16 protein-coding genes are annotated in these 24812 nt (G+C 40.7%); all 16 read right to left on the bottom strand.

Annotated elements, in window-relative coordinates; genetic code table 11:
• Positions 1 to 103: 103 nt before the first annotated feature.
• On the bottom strand, positions 104 to 1186 hold the full coding sequence (locus tag DXD78_RS01825; RefSeq protein ID WP_009037089.1) for a CehA/McbA family metallohydrolase: 1083 nt from the start codon (positions 1184 to 1186) through the stop codon (positions 104 to 106).
• A gap of 23 nt (positions 1187 to 1209) precedes the next feature.
• The gene (locus tag DXD78_RS01820) at positions 1210 to 3177 is read right to left on the bottom strand and encodes an NPCBM/NEW2 domain-containing protein (protein ID WP_009037090.1); all 1968 of its coding nucleotides are present in this window, start codon (positions 3175 to 3177) and stop codon (positions 1210 to 1212) included.
• Positions 3178 to 3426: 249 nt separating this feature from the next.
• The gene (locus DXD78_RS01815; protein WP_034523353.1) at positions 3427 to 4569 is read right to left on the bottom strand and encodes a glycan-binding surface protein; all 1143 of its coding nucleotides are present in this window, start codon (positions 4567 to 4569) and stop codon (positions 3427 to 3429) included.
• A 32-nt stretch (positions 4570 to 4601) separates the two neighbouring features.
• Positions 4602 to 6320: a RagB/SusD family nutrient uptake outer membrane protein gene (locus tag DXD78_RS01810; protein WP_009037091.1), complete on the bottom strand. Its 1719-nt coding sequence runs from the start codon at positions 6318 to 6320 to the stop codon at positions 4602 to 4604.
• 12 nt (positions 6321 to 6332) lie between these two features.
• Positions 6333 to 9578, bottom strand: coding sequence for a TonB-dependent receptor (locus tag DXD78_RS01805; protein ID WP_034528820.1), 3246 nt, complete (start codon positions 9576 to 9578; stop codon positions 6333 to 6335).
• 257 nt (positions 9579 to 9835) lie between these two features.
• Positions 9836 to 11392, bottom strand: a complete 1557-nt coding sequence (locus tag DXD78_RS01800; RefSeq protein ID WP_009037093.1) for a DUF4434 domain-containing protein — start codon at positions 11390 to 11392, stop codon at positions 9836 to 9838.
• Positions 11393 to 11416: 24 nt separating this feature from the next.
• Positions 11417 to 12427 (bottom strand): GRP family sugar transporter, encoded by a 1011-nt coding sequence (locus tag DXD78_RS01795; RefSeq protein ID WP_005835407.1) that lies wholly within the window; start codon positions 12425 to 12427, stop codon positions 11417 to 11419.
• 9 nt (positions 12428 to 12436) lie between these two features.
• Complete coding sequence (locus DXD78_RS01790; protein WP_005835404.1) at positions 12437 to 13981, bottom strand: ADP-ribosylglycohydrolase family protein; 1545 nt, start codon at positions 13979 to 13981, stop codon at positions 12437 to 12439.
• Between the two features lie 20 nt (positions 13982 to 14001).
• Positions 14002 to 16182 (bottom strand): DUF4434 domain-containing protein, encoded by a 2181-nt coding sequence (locus DXD78_RS01785; protein WP_016272598.1) that lies wholly within the window; start codon positions 16180 to 16182, stop codon positions 14002 to 14004.
• The gene (locus tag DXD78_RS01780) at positions 16179 to 17603 is read right to left on the bottom strand and encodes a sialate O-acetylesterase (protein ID WP_009037095.1); all 1425 of its coding nucleotides are present in this window, start codon (positions 17601 to 17603) and stop codon (positions 16179 to 16181) included. The genes DXD78_RS01785 and DXD78_RS01780 overlap by 4 nt, the downstream gene beginning before the upstream one ends.
• Positions 17600 to 18664 (bottom strand): DUF4434 domain-containing protein, encoded by a 1065-nt coding sequence (locus DXD78_RS01775; RefSeq protein WP_009037096.1) that lies wholly within the window; start codon positions 18662 to 18664, stop codon positions 17600 to 17602. Before DXD78_RS01775 ends, DXD78_RS01780 begins: the two co-directional genes overlap by 4 nt.
• A 20-nt stretch (positions 18665 to 18684) precedes the next feature.
• Positions 18685 to 19599, bottom strand: coding sequence for a ribokinase (gene rbsK, locus DXD78_RS01770; protein ID WP_005835391.1), 915 nt, complete (start codon positions 19597 to 19599; stop codon positions 18685 to 18687).
• An 11-nt stretch (positions 19600 to 19610) separates the two neighbouring features.
• The gene (locus tag DXD78_RS01765) at positions 19611 to 20783 is read right to left on the bottom strand and encodes an AGE family epimerase/isomerase (RefSeq protein ID WP_005835389.1); all 1173 of its coding nucleotides are present in this window, start codon (positions 20781 to 20783) and stop codon (positions 19611 to 19613) included.
• A gap of 32 nt (positions 20784 to 20815) precedes the next feature.
• A complete protein-coding gene (locus DXD78_RS01760) occupies positions 20816 to 22216 on the bottom strand; it encodes a sugar porter family MFS transporter (protein ID WP_034528996.1) in 1401 nt (466 codons plus the stop codon).
• A gap of 6 nt (positions 22217 to 22222) precedes the next feature.
• Positions 22223 to 23644, bottom strand: coding sequence for a calcineurin-like phosphoesterase family protein (locus DXD78_RS01755; RefSeq protein WP_009037098.1), 1422 nt, complete (start codon positions 23642 to 23644; stop codon positions 22223 to 22225).
• A 1-nt stretch (position 23645) separates the two neighbouring features.
• Positions 23646 to 24725, bottom strand: coding sequence for a DUF4434 domain-containing protein (locus tag DXD78_RS01750; protein ID WP_005835383.1), 1080 nt, complete (start codon positions 24723 to 24725; stop codon positions 23646 to 23648).
• Between the last annotated feature and the right edge of the window lie 87 nt (positions 24726 to 24812).

Raw genomic sequence — 24812 nt, 5'->3', positions numbered from 1 at the left:
TAAACAAATTATTAATCAGAATTCTGTTGCATTTGCAAGTTGAATTCAGCAAACACAAAATCAATGGTTCCTTAAATATCAGATTATCGGTCTTATAAAACCACTATCGCAATGATGCTATATCAATCACCAACCGGCTATCATCCGTGATGTGTGTAGTAGTAAACTTTACTTTATCATCCAGCCTTACCTTAATCTCTACTGTAGCATTGCCAAGGATAGTACCAGCCTTGTTGTCCAGTAGAATTTCAAAGTTCAATGTCGACTTGTTCGTCACTTTCACCAGAGCCTGATTGCCTTTCACCTCCTTCACTTCATAAGAGAGGCACGCCTTGACCAGAGATAGCAGGTTCTTCTCAGAGCCTATCAGTATATCCCCGAACTTCACTACCGAACGCCCGGCAAGGAGAGCTTCTTTCACTCCTTCCTGAGAACGTTCTTTGGCAAATACAATCGTCATCGGTCCACTTTGTTTGTCCGTACGATACGTTTGCTTATAAACGCCATGTATATCGGTATTTCCCATATATGTCAGGCCGTATTCCTTACAGTAATTAAAAGCTTTCGGATAGTACTCAAAGCCGTTCACCACCTCTATTCCATGTATCTTTTTTTGCTTAATCAAATCTTTATGGACATTATATAAAGTGCTTGTGTCGTTAGGCCACCCCGGATGATTCCACATAATGAAGGCCCCTTGCTCCAAAGCGTTGTCAACAGCTCTCAGAGGATCTTCCACGTCCAGCGCATTGGCATCCGTCAAGAAGAGAGCATTGATGTGCCCTATCGGCTTGGAACGGGTTATCTCGGCTCCCTGAATTACTATCAGATTGGAAGCTTTCTCTACAGTCTTTGCCCTTTTGTAAGATTCGTTATGGTCGGCCTTGATATAGTCTTTATTGGGGCGATATTCTATATGGTCGGTAATGGCTATCACATCCAGCCCGCGAATAGCAGCTTCCCACACCCGATTTTCAGGTTTTATATCTCCATCGGAGAAGATGGTGTGGGTATGAAAATCACACTTCAGAGTTTTATATCCTTCCACATCGGGGATATAAATATATTCGCCCGAATAAGGCTGCTGTGCTTCCGGTACCTTCACTACTTCCAGGCCCTGCAACTGTGCAGAGCCCCGAAGTGTGAAAGCCGATAAAAAAACCAAAGATAAAATTAACTTTTTCATTCGTCTCTCTATTTTATAGTTTGCTATTTTGCAGGAGTAATCTTCACGAAGGTGACACCGTGATAGGGAACTTCCGTCCGGAAGATGCCGTTCACCTCTCCCAAGTCTTTCTGTCGCCACAAGTCACGAACCATTGCTTTTCCTTCAATGCCAAGCTGTTTCAAATCAAAATCAAAAGCATACTCTCTCATCTGCATAGCTTCAGCATCCTCCTGATCCCAAAGAATGAAATAAGGGTCTACATGGAAGAAGCCCACCGCATAAGAACCGTCGTACAGTTTTTTACTCCATACTTGGCCGTTCTCTACCATCATCTTCTTGGCGGGAGCCACCATGGGGTCTTGGCTGACTGCTATCACTTCGTTGTTGGTCAGCAGATTCAGCGTAAAATCGTCCATATTTGCCATGTCGCAACCTATGAGTAAAGGAGAAGAAAGAAGGCACCACAAAGAAATATGAGAGTACTGTTCGTCTGCCGTAAGATATGAATCGTGCACTTTGCTTCCCCAGCCTTGACCAAGCTTACCAACAACCAGCATGTCGGGGTCATTGTTTCTGCCCGGAGCCGTAGCATCCGCACAAACATCCTGGAAAGTACCTATAGCTGTCACAACATTCCATTCGTCCGTGATGTCGCGAGTAGTGCGCCATTGGTTTCCTCCTGCTTCCGGTGCCCAGTTCCACACATTGGGAGCGCCATAACCCACACAGTAAACAATGTCACGGTTCACCTTATCCAATGCCTTGCGCATCACGATATAGGGTTCCTGAATAGTCTTCTCCTCCGAATCTTTTTCTATCTCCAAATATCCGCAATAATCATATTTCAAATAATCCACTCCCCAGCGTTCCCATGTCTTGGCATCAATTTCTTCGTGCTGGTAGCTGCCCACATGTCCGCCACAAGTGATATGTCCCGGTGAGGAATAAATACCGAACTTCAAGCCCAATCCATGAATATAGTCTGTCAATGCCTTGAAATCGGGGAATTTATCGTTTGAAAGTATCTCGCCCTGCTTGGTACGCGACGCAGCTTCCCAACCATCATCTATATTCACGTATTCCCATCCGTAGGCATGCAGTTTTTCGTTCATCATGCGGGCTGCGTCACGCACTTTCTCGTCGTTCACAGAAAGCCCCCAACAGTTCCAACTGTTCCATCCCATAGAAGGAGTCAAGGCTATGGCATCTCCTATTTTAACAGTTACCTCTTTCTGGGCCGTACCTTTGTCATTGGTGGCTTTGAGCGTTACCTTATACTCTCCCTCTACTGTGGCTTTACCCGTAATGCGACCGGTAACAGCATCCAATTTCACACCAGCCGGAAGCCCTTCGGCCTCAAACTTCATGGGGCGGTTGCCGGTAGCCATCACAGACCATAGGAACGGATTACCCGGACGTGCGCCATAGACCAGCGGATTGTTGATGACCGGACTTTCGGGAGCAGGAGGCGTAAGGATATACTTCTCCTTTGCCACCGGTTTTGCCCACGCAGGAACAGGTTTCACATCGCCACGAGTCGTTATCTTCACATTGAGCCAGTCGGCATGGTCGTACATAATGCCGTCACCACATTCTTCTACCAATAGCAGCACTTTGTCCACCCCTTTCAGGTTTACATTAAACTCTTTTACTGGGTCTCCTTTCTGCATCACTCCACTCTTCCAGAGTTCCTTCTTGTCACCGAGAATCTTGAACTGAAGTTTGCCTGCAAACAAGTTCTTGTCATCAGCTCCTGCCAAACCGGAGATCGAAACGGCCTTTCTATCCAAATCGTACAGCAGGCGGCTGATGGAATGGGCACCAAGTCCACGTTCATAAACAACTCCATTCACTGTAAGCGGAGTATGTACTACGGAACGGTTGACTTCAAGCATTCCCCAGTCCTGAACATAACAGGAATCTTGACCGAATTCATCCAGCCACACTTCTTTAGTAGGCCCGTTGTCGCAAGACTGCAAGCTCCAAGCGCCCATCAACATTGCAGCCATAAGTGCTGCACATTTTTTAATTTTCATTTCTTTGTGTTTTTTGTAAAATCAAGTGAGATTATACTCGCCTGCAAGATCCAATTTATTGTAAATAATCCCTACCAGCATGCGATGTTTTTAAAAAGCCCCTCCAGGGCACACTCTGAGAGGGGCTATAATCAGTATACGACTGAATAGGGTTCACTTCGGAACACAATTCGCGAATCCCCAAAAGCGGCCATTATCCGTAATGATCAATTACCACATCAATCAATCGCCTTTTCTACAAATACGAATATTATCGAATGCAAAATTACGGGCTATCTCAGGATCTATCTCCAAACGCATATTGAAGCTTGTGTACGAACCTGGATGGTAGTCCGGATAATCCTCTGACAAATATACATTAAACGGCAACGTAATTGTCTCCCAACGGTTGAAGTTCTGTATATTAAAGTCTGTAGCAACCCAATCGCATGTGGGAGCAGCCCAATAAAGATAATTACAGAACCTTATTCTGTCCTTGATGAATTGATTGGATGTGCGGAATTCACATTTCACCACATAATTCTTACATGATTCAAGTCCTAACATATCATCAGTATAAGGTATATCGCCTCTTTCTGCAATATACCACCAAGAGCTATATTCAGATTTATCATCTATTCTCAAGAAGTTACCGCTCAACCGTTGTGGATCTTTCTCATCAGTCACCACATTTGTCATAGAACTGGGCAAATATTCGTCAAAGTCCATAATCATAAAATCACAATCGTAGTAACGTCCGGGGCATACCGCCTCAACATTATACTTCACCCCTTTCACTTTAATTTTTATGTTCTTATCTACATCAACCGGTACTTTAGCAGTCAGATAATTATTAGCCGATTTAATGACCGGAGATACCTTTCCATTGAAATCGACAACAGCATTGAGCGAATCTATTTCATAGAGGTTGAAGAAATCTCCATAAATCATAATCGTATCACCCGGTGCCGTATATTCATTGAACATGCGGGAAAGCTTTAAATTGGGCGCTACCGTTTTAAAAGGAATTTCAAAACAACCGGCCGTATTATAAATACTTATTTTATCGGTTTTCTTGGTTGCCAGCTTTACCGGTATCTTTATAAACAGAATATCATCTTCTGTATATACCTCTTGCATATCCAGCTTAATGTCATCAATCAAAATAGAATCGATATTATGAACATCCAAACCGGTTCCATGAACAGCTATAAAATCCCCCAAAGCAGCTTCTTCAATGGTGGTATTCATATCAGCAATGGTGGTCACATTGGTCAGTTCAATAGGAAGTGCAACTCCGTTATCGTCAGAGCAAGATGTCCAAGAAATTCCCATAAGAAGAGCACCGACGAGATACATCTTCCTAAAACTCAATATCTTTTTCATTGTATTTTTCATCATATAGTTAATAAATAGGATTACCATCCGGGATTATTTTTCTCAATATAAGGGTTACCGTTAATTTCATCGGGCGGAAGGGGCATCAGCCAATGCTTCTCCTCACGTCTCTTCAAATTACCGTTTTCATCCATACCGATAGCATTCATTACCGATAAATAAATACCCCAACGAATCAAATCGGTACGACGATTCCCCTCAACTGCAAACTCTTTAGCACGCTCTTCCAAGATAAACGAACGGAAAGTTTCTTTCGTAAACGGAATCTTCTCATGACGCTTGCTTACCAGCGTACTATTGTTACGCTTATTCAACAATTCAATCTTAGAGAATGCATCTTGGGTAGGTCCATTCAATTCATTATCAGCTTCCGCATACAGTAACAGCACTTCTGCGTAACGCATAAAAGGCCAGTTAAAGTCTTTACGATTACCGTCAATTTCACCCGTCACTGCCGTAAACTTAGTAAAACGAGAACCGTAATAAGCACCATACGTAGGCTGGTCGGTCTTCTGATAAGCTCCAATACCCTGGTCGGCATACGGAGCCTCTTCACGGTTCACGTATACACTGTCACGCAACGGGTAGTAACGCCAGGTATAAATGCCCAGTTCTTCGTTATAAGAATCGGGGTAACGGTGCAGAATGCCCCATGTAATACGTTCATCTTTCCAATCATCGAACATCTGTAGCCAGTGATCGCGATAAGTATAATAACCAGAACCCAGAGTTCTATCCTCTTTCCAATAGCCGTAATACGATTCGCTGATATAGTTTCCGGCAAGATTATCCCCTTCGGGATAAGTCTGTAATGTAAACAGGAATTCCGGCCCGTTCTTATTGTCGATTTTCCATAATTCTTTCTGACTAGAAGCCAACACACACTCTCCTTCTGCAATCACTTCGGCTGCTTTCTCTTTGGCCAGTTTGTAATACTCCTGAGAATTGAACTCTTCATATCCCGGAAGACGAATCTTGTTATGCCAGATTTCCTGAGGCATCAATGCCGATTCTGTTCCATCCGGATTCGTAACCTTGCCGGGACCACCCTTTACCATGACTTTGCCACTCTCCATCGAAGCAGAACCAATCGTAGCATAGACTAAAGCCAACAGCGACTTGGCTGACGCACGAAATACATGCCCTTTCTTATAATCCGAGTCTGTACGAGGCATCAGCAACGTTTCAGCCTCCTTTAAATTGGCTATAATGTCCTCATACACTTCCTTGACGGAAGCTCTGGGCTGGTAACTGCTGTTACCTTCACCAATAGAAGTTTTAAACAAAGGAATACCACCAAAACGACGTACTAATTCAAACTCCGACCATGCCTTGAGAAAACGAAGTTCACCCAACGCATTATTCTTGGCTTTCTCAGGTACATTGGTCATCTTGTCAATCAGATAATAGTGGTAATTGGCACGATGAATGGCGGTTGAATAATATGCAAACACATTATTTATACTACCATTGTTATAAAAGTTACCGGTACCGGTTTCTTTAAAAGCCCAACCCGGCCCTGTCTGATAGTCATTATCATAATTAGTAGCAGAATCATAACTACCCCATTCAAACATCCAGGCCAACGGTTGGTAAGCGCCATTTACCAACAGTTCATACTCACCATCAGCAGACAAGTCTTCACCTGAAATAAATGTATATACTTCTTCATCCAACGTACAAGAAGTCATCAACATGGAGCCTAAGCCCAATGCCATTAATATATTCTTAAATTTCATAGTCATCATTATTTAAAATCCAATTTGAACACCAAAATTAAATGTACGGGCACTTGGATAAGAAGCCATATCCACACCTCTGCGTTTAGGGTCACTACCAAATGAATTCACATCAGGGTCCATCCAACTATAACCGGAAATTGTAAATAGATTGGAAACGCTGGCAACCAAATTAATACTCTCCACAAACTTCATCGGATGGCGGAAACGGTAGCTCAAGCTGACATTCTTGCAACGCAAGTAAGATCCATCCTCAATGTAACGGTCAGATGCCCTCATAGAACGTGTACTGGTTCTATTGGCACGCGGCCATTTGGCATTTGCCCTATTTTCGGCAGTCCAACGATTGTTATAAATAAAATAAGGCATATTATCCACGCTGGCCATATCAAATTTCTTAAGATTGACATTCAACACGTCATTACCTTGTGTACCCTGCAAGAAGAAACTGAATGTCCAGTTCTTCCATTCCAATGTATTGGTTATACCATATTGGTAATCCGGGTTGGTATTACCTATAATCTGACGGTCTCGATTATCAATTACAGGATCGTCATCAAGATTCTTGTATTTCACTTCACCTACCATGCTTTTAACCTTAGAGTCCGTCTCATTTCTATACAACGGATCTGCACGGACTTCGGCCTCATTGTCATAAAAGCCATCTTCCACATACCCATATAGAGTACCGATAGGCTCACCATTACGTACCAAGAACATGTTCTCAATACCCCAAGCCACATCAGAATATTGGTCGGCATCCAAACCACCCACCTTATTACGGTTGAATGAAATATTGGCATCTATAGACCACAAGAAATTACGTGCCTTTACAGGAATGAAATGACCGGAAATTTCCAACCCTTTATTTGTTACATTACCATAGTTTGCCTGAATACGGCTAAAACCGGAACTCATAGGAATAAGCTTATCCAACAATAGGTCTTTTGTCTTCTTATAATAGGCATCTACTGTCAAATTAACACGGTTATTCAAGAAAGCAATGTCCAAACCTATGTCAAACTGATTGGTTGTCTCCCATTTCAGAAGAGCTGCTGCAGGTCCTCCCCAGCGGGATTCTGCCATACCACTCTGCAATGAACCACCCATACCGTAGTTAGAAACAACAAAACGGGAACGGGTAGCATAGGCACTGACCCCCTGACCTCCGGTCTGTCCGGCACTGACACGCAATTTCAAGTCATCGAAGAAATTCAGCTGCTTTACAAAAGACTCATCAGACAAACGCCAAGCAACGGCTCCCGAATAGAAGTTATTCCAACGATTTAACTCTGACAATTTACTGGAACCGTCACGACGCATAGAAAAAGTGAATAAATAACGGTCCAGCAAATTATAATTGGCTCTGAACAGATAGGACATCAGCTGAGACTTTCCACGACTACTTTCCATACGACGGTCCTTAGTTCCTGCTTCAATGACGTTGTCTTCAGTCATATCGTTCGGGAAATTAGATGCAGCCATCCACTTACTATGCCACATGCTGTTTTCATAAGTCATACCAAGCACAGCATTAATGCCATGAACTCCAAACTTCTTGTTGAAAGTCAACAAAGACTCTGTCGAAATGCTTTCATAAGCATCATCTGACTTCGTTGCATAACCATTTGTAGGAGCTATACCCGCACCGGTCCAACGGTTATTATAGGTATTACGTTCATAATAGCTATAACCGTAACCAAAATTCTGACGGAATTTCAACCAGTCGGTAAACTTCAATTCACCAAAGCTTGAGATAAATACATTCAACGTCTCTTGGATATTCTTCTCCGTATGTACAGTCAAATAAGGATTAGCCAAACCGGTAGAGAAATCTTCCGAAAAGCCAGAGTCTTTATTGGGATCGAATACCGGACGAGTAGGATTAAACGAAATAGCTGCAGGAATTACACCATACGTTTCACTATTGGTACGTGCCAAACGATTATCGGAAGTTGCAAAACTGATGTTAGTACCTAACTCTAAAAAATCATTGATTTTACGGCTGTTGTTAGCTCTCGCTGTATAACGTCTATAATAAGAATTAACAATCACACCCTGCTGGTCAGTATAACCACCGGAATACATATAGTTACCTTTCTTATCACCACCCGATACTGTAACATTATAATCTTGGCTTATTGCTGTCTGAAAAATTTCATCCTGCCAATTTGTTCCATAACGTACCGGTCCTCCTTCTTTTTCGACAAAACCCTTCCGGTAATCCCATGGACTTGGCTTATACTCCTGACCTACTACAACCATTTCTCCTGTAATAGGATCCGGAGCTTTCACCGGAGCCCAATATCCCACCAAAGGATATTCCAATTGGCTGTCTGCCTCAGAGTAACCGTCATACAAGAGACCATTCGTGATACGTTCATTACGGTACAAAGCGTAATCACAAGCATCGAGCACATCAATACGTTTTACCGGATTAGAGATGCTAAGGTTAGCAGAAAGCTGAACTTTTGCCTTTCCCTCAGCACCGGATTTAGTAGTAATAAGCACAACACCATTGGCAGCACGAGAACCATAAATAGCGGTAGCAGATGCATCTTTTAAAACTTCAATAGATAATATATCTTGTGGACTAATGGTACTCAATGGATTATTACTCTGTTTCATACCATAATCCGTTGTACGTCCTTCACCCATAGAATACGGCATACCGTCGACTACATACAAAGGCTCTGTACTGGTAGTAAACGAATTGGCACCACGAATTTGGATATTTATACCGGCACCCGGGGCTCCGTCAGACTGGGACACATTTACACCTGCCATTTTGCCTTGCAAACCTTGATTCACACTCACAGGGTTTGTTTTCAGCAAATCTTCGCTCTTTAAAGAAGATACAGATCCCGTTAAATCTCTTTTAGGAACAGCACCATAACCAATAACAACTGTTTCTTCCAACATTTGGCTGTCCTCTTTCAAAGTTACATTAACAGTAGTCCTACCCTTAACAGCTACCTCTTGTGTTCTATAGCCAATAAAAGAAAAAACCAATGTCGCATTTTTAGTAGCATTTACAGAGTAACGTCCATTAACATCTGTTACAGCGCCATTCTGTGCATTCTTCACACGAACAGTAGCACCGATTATCGGCTCGCCGAAATCGTCAATTACTACACCCGTAATTTTAGAAGTTTGAAGCATTTCTGCCGTCTCAGCTTTCAAACCACTTGGAACCATCATAAGTGCCATTAAAAGCACTCCGACAATTCGATTCATAGTTTTGTGTAATCTTTTCATAGATTCATTTTTGGATTAATAAATTAAGATTTTTTTCATTGTATTGTTTTTTATATCGCACTTTATTATATTAATGAAATGCGATAATTGACGTTTCTATTAGCCTGAAATCATACTTTTTCTACTTAGACATATCTGTTTAAGATGGCTGCATCTTCCATATCCGGGCGGCTTCATTCCCATATAATATCAATTCATCTCAAACTATATTTCATATTTTCCGGATGACCCTATTATTCCTTCATTATATTACCCGGTTAACGAATACTTGGATTTACAAAAATCTCATCCATATACACATTTTCCAAAGCGTCAAAAGCAACTTTCACATAACGTGTCTTTTCTTTTAAATTATCAATCAAGACTGCGTCAATCCAAGCATCATGCTTGTTGTTAGGAAAATACGGAGTATCCTTTATTGAAGCCAGATTATAAGTCTGGCCATCTTGAGAAGTGTAAACATAAACCTTCAAAGGAGCACCTATCTTTTCCTGATTATAGTTCAAAGTACGTACCAGCACCTTTTGAAGCGAAGTATTCTTTTGCAAATCAATCACTACCTCATGATGACCTTTTTCAAACCTTACCCAACGGCTGTCTCCACTATCCTCTTCGGCTACCCGACCATCTGCCAGTGCCTTCATATCAACTTTACCAATCATTTCCGATTTGGCTGAATTGACCAACTTGTCAAGCAAAGCAGCTTCAAATAATTTCCAAAAACTGTCACCTTCTTTCCAAGCCATATAATTGTTGTATAAATTATTAGACCACACAGGTTGTCCCAATTGATAAGCAGACTTTGGGTCTTCGATAATTCCACCGAACATAAACGAAATTATTTTGTCGACACCAGCAACCGAAGCCGCTACCTGCTGTGACAGCAAACGGGAATAAGCAGCCGGAATCAAAGCAGATTGGCGGTCATTGGTTCCCTCTTCCCAAGTAAAGGTTTCGCAGTTCGCCCACATCTCAATATTCAGGCGATTGTGAATATCGCGCATCCTTTGCCAATTCTTTTTCAAGCGAGGAAGAGTAAATTTGTCACGTACACATCCCACCTCATCTTGATAAGCAATAATATCGACTTTCAATTTTGCCATCTGCTTCTCAAAATCAGGATGATCAAATTCGGACAGACCAATACCATACGGAGAAATCAAGGTCTTCTTTCCGGGAGTCAAAGAATGAGCCTTCTCTGTCAATGCATTTACTGACTGAACAGCATGCTCGGCAAAGATAGGGCAAAGACAATCTTCAACCGGAAGATACCAGCCATAGAAAGCTTTATGATTTTTATAGAGAGATGCCAATTCCTCCATAATCTGAAGCTGACGCTCCTTAATCACTGGATCAAGCAGATTATCATCCTGATCTTTTGCCCAACCGGTACTCATAAAAACCTTCATGCCATGTTTGGCAGCTTCGTCAAGAATCGCATCAACGGGGCTTTGCAATTTATCATTATATAACCACGGCATCAACTTTGACGGATAATATGCTTTCCCTTCATTAGCAACCTCCATGAACACCAAATATTCAATCCCCATGTTAGCCAATTCACGCACTTTAGCAGTCCATAATTTAGGATCCATATTATCAAAATGTTGTGGATTAGTATACTTATTCCGCACATCCTTGTAGGCTAAATTAATCCATGTACCCGTAATAGGCTGTACCACAGAAACCGATTGGACCATTTTTTCTTTTCGAGATTCGTCAGAACCCTTATTTCCCGCACATGCAGAAATTATCGGTAATGCAGCCAACAATCCCAATAGTCCCAACATTTTCATTTGTTTTTTTTGTCTCATAGTATATTATTTAAAATAAAGAATTTAATTACCACCAGATATAATTATCAACCCCAAGCCTGAAAGGAAAAGTATCAGCATAAATACAAGCAGCATATTTATTGACTTAGATGCGCCCTTGAATTCTTTCCAGATAAATATTCCCCATAAGGCAGCAACCATAGTGGCACCTTGTCCCAAAGCATAGGAGATAGCTGCACCAGCTTTCCCTGCAGCAATATAACTACAAGCAGTCCCCAATGCCCAGATGGTTCCTCCCAGAATTCCAACAAGATGTGTCTTCATATTTCCACTGAAATAGTCACTATACGCTATCGGCTTGCCGACAAAGGGTTTCTTCATGACCAATGTATTGAAGAAAAAGTTGCTGACAAAAATACCCACTGCAAACACAAACAATGCTGAATAAGGAGTCATCATACCCGCAGTCGGCGTTTCCAGATTCTCTAAATCCATAGCAGCCGCTACAAAACGATAGAAAAATGCCATCAATATACCTGCACACACAGCTATAATAATCCCTTTTTTCCTCATTGCCTGGTATGTTCCTCCTTTAGCAACTTTCCCAGAAGCTATACCATTAAAAATAATAGCAAGTACAATCAGAAATACTCCAGAAAACAAAACAGTTGCATCACCTTGAGGAGCACTAAAGTAATTTATAAATACACCCAATACCAGAGCTAACCCAACGCCTACGGGGAAAGCGACAGACATACCAGCCAATGACATGGAAGAAGATAACAAAATGTTGGATGCATTAAAAATGACACCTCCCAAAAACGCACTCACCAAATTAGAGATATCAACCTGAAGCAAATCATCGACAAAGCCTCTACCAGCTTCGCCCGTACTTCCTAAAGTAAATCCCCATATCAAAGAGAAGAGAAGAATTCCAACGACATAATCCCAATAAAAAAGTTCATATCGCCAAGTTTTCGCTGCCAGCTTTTGAGTATTCCCCCAAGAGCCCCAGCAAAGCATGGTAACCCAACAAAGAGCTACTGCCAATCCATAATTTTCAACTATATACATTACAATTAATTATTTATAGGTTAATTGATTGGGCTGGCTGGAATAAATAACCGCCTCACCTAAATAAACTTGTGCATCCGTACGAGGATTCAACCATTTCAAAACAACCGTGTGCGCTGCATCAGGCAACTGGTATTTATGAAACGAATCAACCCTTCTGTCATCTATAGAAGTAGATTTAGCAACGGGAAGATTGGCAGTTTCTGCTAAAGCGCCATCTATATACATCGCAACACTCGCAACATACGATTCATCAGCACACTTCACATATCCTTTCAAAACAAATCCGTTACCATCAAACATAAACTCTGTAGCATCCTGTAACAAAAGGTTAACAGCTTTCTTCTCTGCCGGATAATGACCTTCAAAAGCTTTCTCATACTTTACAGCAACCGGCTGTTGCGTTTTAATAACAACCTGCTCTCCCTGAACAGAACCTCCTTCTTGCTCTATCACCTGCAAAGCTTGTTTCAGACTTAACTCATAAAGCTTATTCAGCGAAACTTCCGTATAGGCAAATGGGATGTCCTCTACTTCGTAAAGACTTTCTTTCCATAATTCCGGAATATTACTATATCCAAGCATTGTACCCAATATACCGGCAGCAGTAGCCGCATTACAATCAGAATCTTGCCCACAACGTGCCGAAATATCAATAGTCTGATAAAAATCTTTCTTGCCATATAACAGACCTATAGCCACATAGGCACTATTTATCTTGGCATCAATATTAAACGGAACAAAAACGCCATCGGGACACCCCACTTCCGAAGTCCACTTCTTCTGGCATTCAAACCAAGTCTGTTTCCAGTCATCTGGATATTGCCGATACCAACCAATCACATCTTTTATGCAAGCATAAAAATCACTTTGCTCGGGAATTGTATTCAATGCCTCTTCTACCACATACTCCATATCATCTGAAACAAAAGCCATGGAATATAGAGCGCCCACATACACACCACCATACCAGCCGTCGCCATACGTAAAGATGTGACCGATTTTATCTGAAATTTCAGAAGCAGTATTAGGCATGCCCGGTGACATTAGACCTGCAAAATCTGCTTCTATCTGATAGTCAATATCATCTGCATGAGGATTATTCAACCAATGTCCGGACATGGGGGGCATAATGCCTTGCTTAATATTATATTTTGCAACTTGGTTGGCATGCCACAAAGGAAATCCGGCATCAGCAAACGAAACAGCAAAAGAATCGGCCGGTGCCTCTAAACCCAAACGGTCGAACACATTCACAAATACAATATCCACATATATATCATCATACAATCCGGGAAATGTATCATAATAATATTTCACTCTATCTTTGGACCATTTTATGGGAGTATAGTCTTGAATCATAGTACCATTATGCAGAAATTCAACCGGTCCTCCATAGGTACAACCAATGGTTTTCGCTGCCCAACCACCTTTCACTTTATCAGCCAATTGTTTTTTAGTCATAGAGACTTCATCTTGCACAACTGAAGTGGAAGAACTGCATCCTGCACACAGTACAACAAAAGCCCAAATAATAAAAGTTACATTCTTCATATTTATCAATTTTACAATTGTTATTCAGCTTTTACTTTAGCAGATTCTTTACCAATCACATTATAAACAGCTACTTCATAAACATTATCTACTGTACCTTCTGCATCAACAAAAGTTCTCGGAAGTTGTCCGTCACGTATTTGTAATTTCATAATCAACTGCCCATCACGATAGATACTATATCCGTCAACTGCTTTCATTTCATTCGGTATCCAAGAAACTTCAATTCCCTTAGCCACCTTTCGTACAGCAGCATTCTTCACTTTTTCAGGAATATCCATTATAGGCAAACATCCCGTCCGGCAATATTGAAGATATGCCTGATGATACGCCGGATTAACTACAAACGGGCTATTGTAATGATTGTATGCAAAACAAATCAAATTGCCAACATAGCCATTTACAATCTCTAACTGTTTTTGAACCCTTTCTAAAGGAGCGCTAGTCCAAAAGCGCTGATCGAATGTCTCTACATTTCCCCAAAACTTCAGCCCAGGTTTAGTATTGACAGCCTTCTTCAAATTAGAAAACCATTCCCACAAATTATCCAAATTCAGTCCACCTGCACCGACACAATCCTGAGGAGCGAATATATCTCCCGGACGGAAGTCGGTTTGCGCAAAGACGTTCGTCCACATCTTGCCACATTCTTCAGCATTTCCACCTACCTTGTAATTCATAAACGGAGACAACATAAGGGGCATTTCCGGAGCAATCTCAGAAAGATGATTCAAATTCGTATTCAATGCCTCTGCCAAAATTGATTGACGCTCAGAAGTCATACAGTTCAAGTTGTCTACCTCCCAAACCCAATACCAACCATACATGGCATCCGGATACTTTTCTTTATACAAAACAACAAGCTCATCTGCCACCTTATTACCCATTTCCATTTGCTCCAGTAACCAGCGAGCATCATAATCCACTTTCCACCAACGTTCATTAAAGTTTAATCCTACAAATACTTTAATGCCATTTTTTTGCGCACTTTGCAAACACTTTTCAAGCGTTCTATTGCCTTGCTTCTTCTTCGTCAGAGCAGACGGATAATTTGTAGTTGTTTTCCCCTTTTCATCTACCAGCAATGCAGGTGCATAGATCAAGTACTTCATGCCAGCTTCTTTCAGCATATCCATTTCCTGATTCCAACGTTCGTTGTCCCAATTTGCTACCAAAAACTCTTGCACAAAGGAACCACTGAAACGAGGAATATTACTGCCCTTATTTTTCTGCTCAAATTGATAATGAAAATAAGTTCCTTTCAAATCTCTTATATAAGTATCAAAAACCGATTCGTCTTCATGCAGATTAATGACACGTACCCCTCGGCTAAGCGTTTCATTATAGGCAGAAGGATAACCCGTCTTCCGACCATAGGCCAAAGTTATGTTACCGTCTAAATCAACCATATAGTCATTATTATGGTCATGACCTACAAACACCCCAATAACATCCCTCTTTTCTATAAACGAGGAGTACAATCCGGTATTTACACTTGGAGCACAAACACCCTCCTGCTTCTCGCCAAACTCCCGGCATGTCCACCTTGCCGTTTCATGCTCTGGCAGAGGAATATGGAAGAAAGCCAAGGAAGGCAATATGCGCTTGTTGCGAGCGGTAACCCGACTGCTACTTTTCCTATACCACTCTATCTGATTATGCTTAATCCAATCATAATAACCAAAAGAACGGTCTTTGGTATTATTGTGAGAATCGAAGAAATAGAGTACCCATTTTTCAGATGTAGCATCAGAAGAACGGACGGTCAACATGCAATTGCCCGAGCCCGAAAGTCCTTTTTCAGCATCATAAGTCAGGTTATAAGGTCGTGTACACAGATAGTCCAATATCTGAGCATTGTTCATATCCGTTTCTTCATCATGATTACCAAAGGTCACAACAAAAGGAGTTTTGGTTTCCCCAAATATTTTGGTCAATTTCTCCCATCCTTTCTTAGCATTCCAGGAAACTACTACATCACCTGTAAGAACAACCAAATCGGGATCTTCTATACGAATAACTTCACGAATCAAATGACAAGTGCTGTCATTCTTCAATTTATAAGAATCACTCTCTACCCAATGCAGGTCTGTCAACTGAACAATCTTGAACTTCCCGTCACGAAACTTCAAATCAGAAGCTTGAGAAAAAGCAGAGAAGCAAATAAAACAACAAATTAAATATAATAAAGACTTTTTCATTTTTTACGATCTGTTCTAAATGGAGCCAAAGGTAATCCGTTACTATCAAATAAATTAGGCATAGCATCATTGGAAAAACAATAACGTACTCCTACCGGTTCCTTCACCTTATCGGCAATGACACTGATATCTCCATTCTTTAATATAGAAGCCTTAGCCGGATGCAAATTACCCTCTTTATCCAGGACCTCAAAGTGACGAATGACCTTATCCTTGCAAGCAAGTTTGCCAATAGCGGTAGTTGTTACTATTACTTTACGACCATCTACTCTAAAGGATTTTAGCATAGGCGAATACGGTTGTATATCCTCTTTATGATAACTATTTTTCAAAGCCATATTAGCTAATCGTTCTCCTACTTGTCTCTTCAGACTCGGATGAATATCTGTTAGGTCGTTTACTAAGTCTCCCGCCACAACCATACCAGTATTTCTCAATGTAGCAGCCACATCGGCTTGTTGTTCACGCAAATATGCAGCATTTTTATCCGCATAACCACTCCAAGGAGTTATCTGGACAAAATAGAAAGGCAAATAATGATGAAAAGCATTACGCCAACCTCTAATCATAGCATCAAACATAACTCCATAATCCTGATGCCTTTCATTATTGGCTTCTCCTTGATACCAGACAACCCCGGCAATAGTGTAGTTTATAATGGGATGAATCATTGCATTGTAAAGAGAAGAATTTGCAGTCGGTGCCCATCCGGCAGTCAATGCTTTAGTCTTTTCTTCCAATTTCTCATGACGCAATGTAAATTCGTCCATCCAAGGCTCAATGGCTGTACCTCCCCAATAAGAGCCTATCAACCCGATAGGAAGATTACCCAATTCTTCATTCAGCCTTTTTCCAAAGCAAAAAGCCACTACGCTAAAATCTTCTGCAGTTTCGGGAGAACAAATTTCCCACTTTCCCTGAATTCTTTCAACCGGATACGCGGAGGATGACTTAGCCACCTTGAAAAAACGAATCTTTTTATTGTCAAACAGTGTACTTCTATCGGTGATGTCATCTACACGCCACTTAAAGCAATACTCCATATTTGACTGACCGGAACAAAGCCAAGTTTCTCCCATCAGAATGTCTTTCACTTCTGCGCAAAGTTTACCTTCCCAACCATAAAACCGAATGGCGTGCGGTCCTTCGGCCTTGGGAGTGTTTATATAAGTTTCCCAATACTTATATTTATCAGAAGATACATGAACCGTATCATTGGGAGCCCAACTACATACAATCTTCAAATCCCAAACACTGGGACACCATCCCCAAAGCTTTACTTCGGCATCACGTTGCATCACTGCATGATCACTTATAATAGATGGAAGAACAAAATCAGCAGGATCTTGTGCTGCCAGTTTGGTAAATCCCAACAGAGAAACTAAAAAGTATACAATTCTTTTCATATCATTCCTATTCATTTAAAATTTTGTTTGTTATACCAATCCATATATTGATTATATAACCTTACCGTCTCTCCTCTTAATCCGGCATGAGCCTTAGATTGGGGTTTGTTCATGATTCCAAGATATTGGTAAACCAAAATTTTGTCCACGAAAGGTGAAATAGCTTCCATTTGATGAATTATTCTATTGTTAAAGTCCGCTGGAAGTAAACTGCCATGAGTGGTCTGTTCAAAGTAAAACAACTCCATATCAGCCCATATTCTGGAACGCCCTGCCTTTTGATGCGCTTTTGACAAATTCTCATAATAACGGGCAGAATCTTCCAATCTGGTTGCACCTACTCCCACTCCATCCTGATAGGCCACGATTTCCACATTGAGTTGTTCAAGCTGTCTCACAAAATAATCATCACATTTTTCTTTCTTTATATTGTATGGAGCTATTATATTCACACAGTTAGCATTCAACGACTTAGCCACTTGCGCACACTCATTGACATAAGGTATCACAAAATCACAAAAATAAGGATCTAACCACGATTCATTAGGGAAATACCACCCATAAAAGCTCTTGTGATGCCCATATTTCTTATAGATTTCTTCCATTGATTGATTCCTTTTCTTACCCAGTTCCCTATCTGTCATCATCCGATGAGCATCAAGATCCGGTCCCCAATAATCATTGCTCACAAAGAACTTCACACCAAACTCATCTGCCGCAGAAAGGACTGTTTCAATAGGATCTTCACAACCCATTTCAAATTTAGGAGCCAATTTCGTATCAAAAAAAGCTTTGCCGTGAGCAGCCACATTCATCATCACCAAATATTCCATACCGGTCTCACTGATTTCACGAATTTTTTCTCTCCACTGGGCAGCAGTAAACTGTCTTAAGTCTTTGTCCCAATATACTCCTTCTTTACCTCCCGGATGCTGAAATTCAAACCAAGAACCGGAAATAGGTTTTATATTCGGATTGGCAGCTGCTTGCTTTAAAATATCTGCTTGAGCTACTCCCGGCAGAGTCAAACCAACTGCTCCCAGACCTAACATTGATAAAAAATGACGTCTATCCACAATATTCTTCTTTTAACAGATTAAACTAAATTATTCATATCCAACTCTTTCCGATAAGGAATAGATGATTGAGCCCCCATTCTTGTAACAGAAATAGAAGAAGCTTTAGATGCAAACAATACTGCTTGTTCCAAGCTCATCCCTTCGGAAACACCCACGCAAACAGCTCCATTGAAAGTATCTCCTGCGGCCGTAGTATCAACCGGAACCACTTTGTAGGCATCTACATAATAAGTTTTTTCTCCTTCTCTTACAAAGCTTCCTTCGCTACCCAAAGTTATTATTATATTTTTCACACCTTTCCGATACAAGACACCAGCCGCCATAGCCACGTCTTCTTTGCTGTTTATCTTAACTCCGGTCAGCATTTCAGCCTCTATCCGATTGGGAGTTATCATATATAAATATTGGAACAAAGATTCCGGCAAAGAACAGGCAGGAGCAGGATTCAATACAACTTTCACTCCCTTTTCATAAGCCTTCCGTGCAGCATATTCTACAGTTGAAAGAGGAATTTCCAGTTGCATCAATAATATATCTCCAACCAACATCTCTTTTTCCATACTGTCAATATCCTCTTGTCCAAGTAACATATTAGCCCCCGAAGCCACAACAATACAATTTTCAGCATATTGGTCCACGCTTATCAACGCAACTCCGGATGGAGTTTCATTATCTAAAGCAATATAGCTTGTTTCTATGCCTTCATTTTGAAAAACACGCAAGGTCTGCTGTCCCAAAACATCATTGCCCACTCTCGCCACAAATAACAAGTCACCCCCCAATCGCTTCACTGCAACTGCCTGATTTGCTCCTTTACCACCCTGATTCATAAGAAACTTACCACCAAGGATTGTCTCTCCCGGTGCTGGTAAATGGGAGGTATGCACTACCATATCCGTATTTGAACTGCCTACTACTATGATTTTGCTCATACAGATTCTATTTATGAATTTGCTATTTCCTCCAAAACAGTCCAACACTGATACAATCCTCTGGGAACATGGAAACATCCTTTCCATTTTCCACCTTTCAGCGGAAGCAAAACTTCACCTCTTCTATTCAGGTATCCAAACCATTCAGGATGTTCTGTATCTTTAAAATGAGTCCATGTATAATCATGCACTTTATTAAACCACTCCAAACATTGCTGGTCGCCAGTCAAATGATACCCTTTCAATAGAGAAATCAGAGTCTCGATATGTACCCACCAAAGCTTCTGATCCCACTCCAATTGTTGAGGAGGACAACCTTTACGATCCATAAAATAATAAATACCTCCGAACTCTTTATCCCAGCCGTAATCGAGCATAGTCAAAGTGGTATTTTTCGCCTTTTCTATCAAGTCCAAACGCCCCAAACGTTTCCCTAAATCCATGATAAACCACATGGCTTCAATTGCATGTCCGGGAGTAATTTGTCTTCCCTCGAACGAATCGGAAAGCTGTCCGTCCATTTGTATGTTTTCAACAATAATACCTCCTAATTCCGGACGATAAAATTCTTCCATAACCTCATGGATACAGACTTCCATGGTCTTTTCCAGATAATCCTCATCCAGCAAATGTTCTATCTCCAAAGCCAAATTGCATAAAATCATTGGCAATGCAAAGTTCTTCAAATCACGTGTACCTGCATGCAACTTATTCCAATGCCCTTTGGGATTATCAACCTTCGACAAGATTATATCAAACGTTTTCTTGGCAATTTCTGCATACTCTTCATTCCCTGTGGCTAAGCTTAACTGCCCAAATGCCATCGTAGCAAACGTATATGAAAAAATATTATAAGGCTCAACTAATGGATTTCCTTGTCTGTCCAATGAGAAATACCAGTTATAGTTACCATCGTGACCATACTTTTTCAAGAATTCTCCTCCTTGAATGGCACAATCTAACCACTCTTGACGCTTCTCTACCTTATTATAAAGCATCGAAAACATCCATACCTCACGTCCCTGCAACCAAATAAATTTATCCGTATCAAATACATTGCCTTGACGATCCAAGCATGTAAAATATCCACCATATTCATGATCTTGAGAACATTCAAGCCAAAAAGGAAGAATATGATTCATCAGTTCATCCTTATACTGTGTTGCTAATTTTTTAAAGTCCATATTTTTTTTATATTTTAGTTCATAAGGTCAATTTATTTCATACGTGTCCAATACCGTTCTATCTCTTCCAAAGATTTGCCAGTCGTTTCCGGTACAAGTTTCCATACAATGAGCATATAAGGCACACACATTGCAGCAAACAAGAAGAATGTTCCGGCGGGGGTAAGATTCTGGAGCATCCAAGGAGTCAACTGCCCAATTAAATATGTTCCAATCCAAAGAGAAAATCCTGCTATAGACATAGCCAAACCACGTACTTTGGTAGGATACATTTCTGAAAGAAGCACAAATACCACTGCACAAATAGATACAGCACAACAAAACACATAAGACAAGAAGCAAACCAACAAGAAAAGACTTGACAACTCCAAACTCTCTTCCCACAAAAAGTAAATACCGATAAGCAACAAAGAAAGAACCATCCCTGAAACGCCATAATATACCAACTTCTTACGTCCCACTCTATCAATAATAGCAAGTGCCAAGACAGTAGTCAACGTATTAACCAAGCCAACCAACACTTGATAAAACAAAGAATCACCACCGGAAAGCCCAGCTTTTTCAAAAATAGAAGGACCATAATACAATACGGCATTCACACCCATGAACTGTCCCAATATGGCAATGGCAACACCGATTATCACAGCTTTCAGAATGCCAGGCTGCAACAATAATGCCCACTCGGATTTAGTTTCTGATACAACAGATTTGGTTTCGTTCATCTGGTTCATAGCCTCCTCAGCCGAGTTGTAAATTCGTTGCAAAACATTAAGACCACGTTCTTCTCTACCTTTCAAAATCAACCAACGAGGGCTTTCGGGAATAAAAAAGATAATGGTAAAAAACAAAAGAGCTGGTAGTGTTTCCATCCCCAACATGCCACGCCATACTTCAGCTACAAAGATTTTTTCAAATAAACCTATACCAGAAACGACATGACTTTCTGAATATCCAAGCAACTGGAAATTTACCAAATAAGCGCCCAAAAATCCTACTGTAACGGCCAATTGGTACAAAGAGACTAAACGTCCTCTGTATTGGGCCACAGAAACTTCTGAGATATACAAAGGAGATATAATAGAAACAACACCAATACCCACACCACCAATAATACGATATACAACCAACTCATCGAAATTAGCACAAATGGCACAGCCTATGGCCGAAGTGGAAAACAACACAGCAGAAAGAACCATCGTCAGTTTACGACCGAACTTATCGCTCAACACGCCAGCAAAAAGTACACCCACAATAGAGCCTATCAGCGCACAACCCACATACCATCCCTGCTGCAAGGTATCCAAATGAAAAAGTACAGTCACTTGGGCAATGGTACCAGAAATCACAGCAGTATCATAGCCAAAGAGAAAACCTCCTAAGGCTGCAACAAAGGACAGAAATACTAAATATCCGATATTTACATTTTTCTTCATCATTGTTTATAGTTTAACTTTATATACATTACCAAAACGGTCTGTCACACACACCTCCACTGAAGCACTACCATTTTTAGGTAAAGCACGAAACATGTGTTCTGTTTTTATCGGAGAAATCCAATCATACTCTACGCGCTTTTTATCCGAGCAAATGGCTTTTGCTTCCGGATCAAAGCCCGTGAAATGCTCCATTTCACCCATACATTTCCCATTCTCATACCACTCTACCTTCCAGTTTTCATCCCAATTCCATACATTCGCAAGAATATACTCAGGGTAATCCTCTGAAACTCCTACCGGATAAGCCCTGAATTGATGTTCAATGGGATACCCCGCACTCTTATAACGCCAAGTCAGCTTGTTTCCATCAACTTCATATACACCATAACCAGCGGGAGTGCCATCGGTGCAAATATCAGCCTTCCAAAAAGTACCGCATACAGCTGCTGTGTTATGTTCCATCAAGCTATCATTGAATACAACATTACCGTTGTTATGGGTATGACCAGTCAGCAAATGTGCCTCGTACCCTTTCAAGAGGTCATACAAGCTTGAAGCATTACTGGTCTCATCAGGAAGTAGCGCATTAAATTCCAGCTCCTTAGTAGAACTGGAAGGGATATGCATGGAAACAAACACCAAATGGTCCTTCGGCACAAAGGCCAAATCCTTCTCAATCCATTGCAAAGTACGCTCATCAATATAACCGATGTAGCGGTAATGCCTATTGATATAGTAACAGTTATCAAGCACGATATAATGAGCCTTTCCACGGTTAAAGGAATAATAAATAGGGCCGAAATTCTCTTCATAGGATTTATACGAATGCTCGTAAGAACGTACTCCATATTCCATATCATGATTTCCAATCACTCGATACATAGGGACATCCAACACGTCCGATGCTTTTTTATATGAGGAAAAAAGCGACAAGGCATTACCTACAATATCACCACAATCCAGCATAAATAAATCATATTTCGAACATTTGTCGACAAATTCCTTCACATCCCTCAGATATTCTGAATAAGCAGTAACATCTTCGTCTTTTCCAAGCTGAACATCGGCCTGAACCAAGAAAAGATGCTTGTCATCATTCTTAGAATTTTTGACTAAAGAAAAATCATATACAGAAGTCCCTTTAGTAATGCGTTGATAAAACAAAGGGAGGCTACCATCCCGTTGGGGCAAATAACCTGCTGGAGTAGTAACATATACAAAACGGGCATCACGATGATAAGGAATAGTATATTTGCCGGCAACATCGGTCGAAACACAATCGAAACCATTTGTAACCACTACATTCGCAACTCCACGTCCCTGACATTTAACCTGTCCCGTTATAACAGGTAGAGTTTGTGCCGCCAAATTTAAGCTGACGACAAAAACAAAAAATACCAATAACTGTCTTATTATGTTTTTCATGTCATCTTATATTAAAATATTCTTTATACCTATTATATAAATGCCCTGCCTGCAAATACGCCGATTGCGGACTCATAAAATGAGAAAATTCAAAAGTGATAGCTTTGTCATAACCTGCCCGTTTGGCAGCTTCCAATTTCATACGCAACTTATCAAACTTAATAGGCAAGAAATCAATGGGCATATCACGGTCAAAAGTTTCGGCATTTGTCCAGCACTGCATACCATATTTATCAGCCAATTTCTTATTTACAGCAAAAAAAGCATCCAGTTCATCATAATCAATATGTCCATCTTGGAAGGCACAAGCGTCAACCACATCATGAACGCCATCGAAAATTTCATTCCATTCCCTTTCATGTTCCTGAACAGAGACAGCATCTTCTTTTGTTAGCTTGCCTGTTCCCATAACAGCCTTTTTCCCATCAATCCATGGAGAAATAAAAGTCGGTAAACCTCCGGATACATCTTTGCATTGTTTACCCATTGTACGAAAGGCATCAATAGCGCCTTTCGTCTTACGGCTTATTTCACCACTAATATACCAGCCACCAAAACTCTTATATTTTTCACCGTATTTATCCCACACTTCATCAATCACATACTTATTATCCTCAATCTCCCACGACAAATCACCGGTATCCCAATACTTACCAGAGTCATATAAACCAAAATAAAACTTCATGTGATATTTTTCTGCCAGTCGAAGAAACATATCCAACAAATCAACAGAAGGCATATAACAACCCTTGCTTAACAAGTGCTTCGAAGGGTAAGTAATGAATTTACGATAACCGGAACGAATCATAATAACCGTATCAATCCCAACATCCCGCATATACCGGAAATCCCGATCCCATTCTATTTCTCCCCAATTCTGATGGGGAATATCATGAGATATCTCATCTAAAAATGTACCGGTAATTTTAAGTGCATCACCCATGGGAACCAGCATGGAAGAGGTAGTCTCCCGAGAAAAAGAACAATTCCCATCACTCTCTTGCCCCAACAATGAAGGGGGCATGAATGCAGATGCACCAAACAAAGCGGTCTTTTTTAAAAAATCCCTGCGTGTTTTCATCATTAATAAAATTAAGATCAACCATTATATATTAAAAGCCCTATTGAATGCATATTTTAGAAAAAAAATCCAATTATGTTTTTCATC

It is taken from the genome of Bacteroides sp. D20 (genome assembly GCF_003436255.1).
GTDB lineage: Bacteria > Bacteroidota > Bacteroidia > Bacteroidales > Bacteroidaceae > Bacteroides > Bacteroides uniformis.
This window is presented reverse-complemented; position numbering and strand designations above follow the sequence as displayed.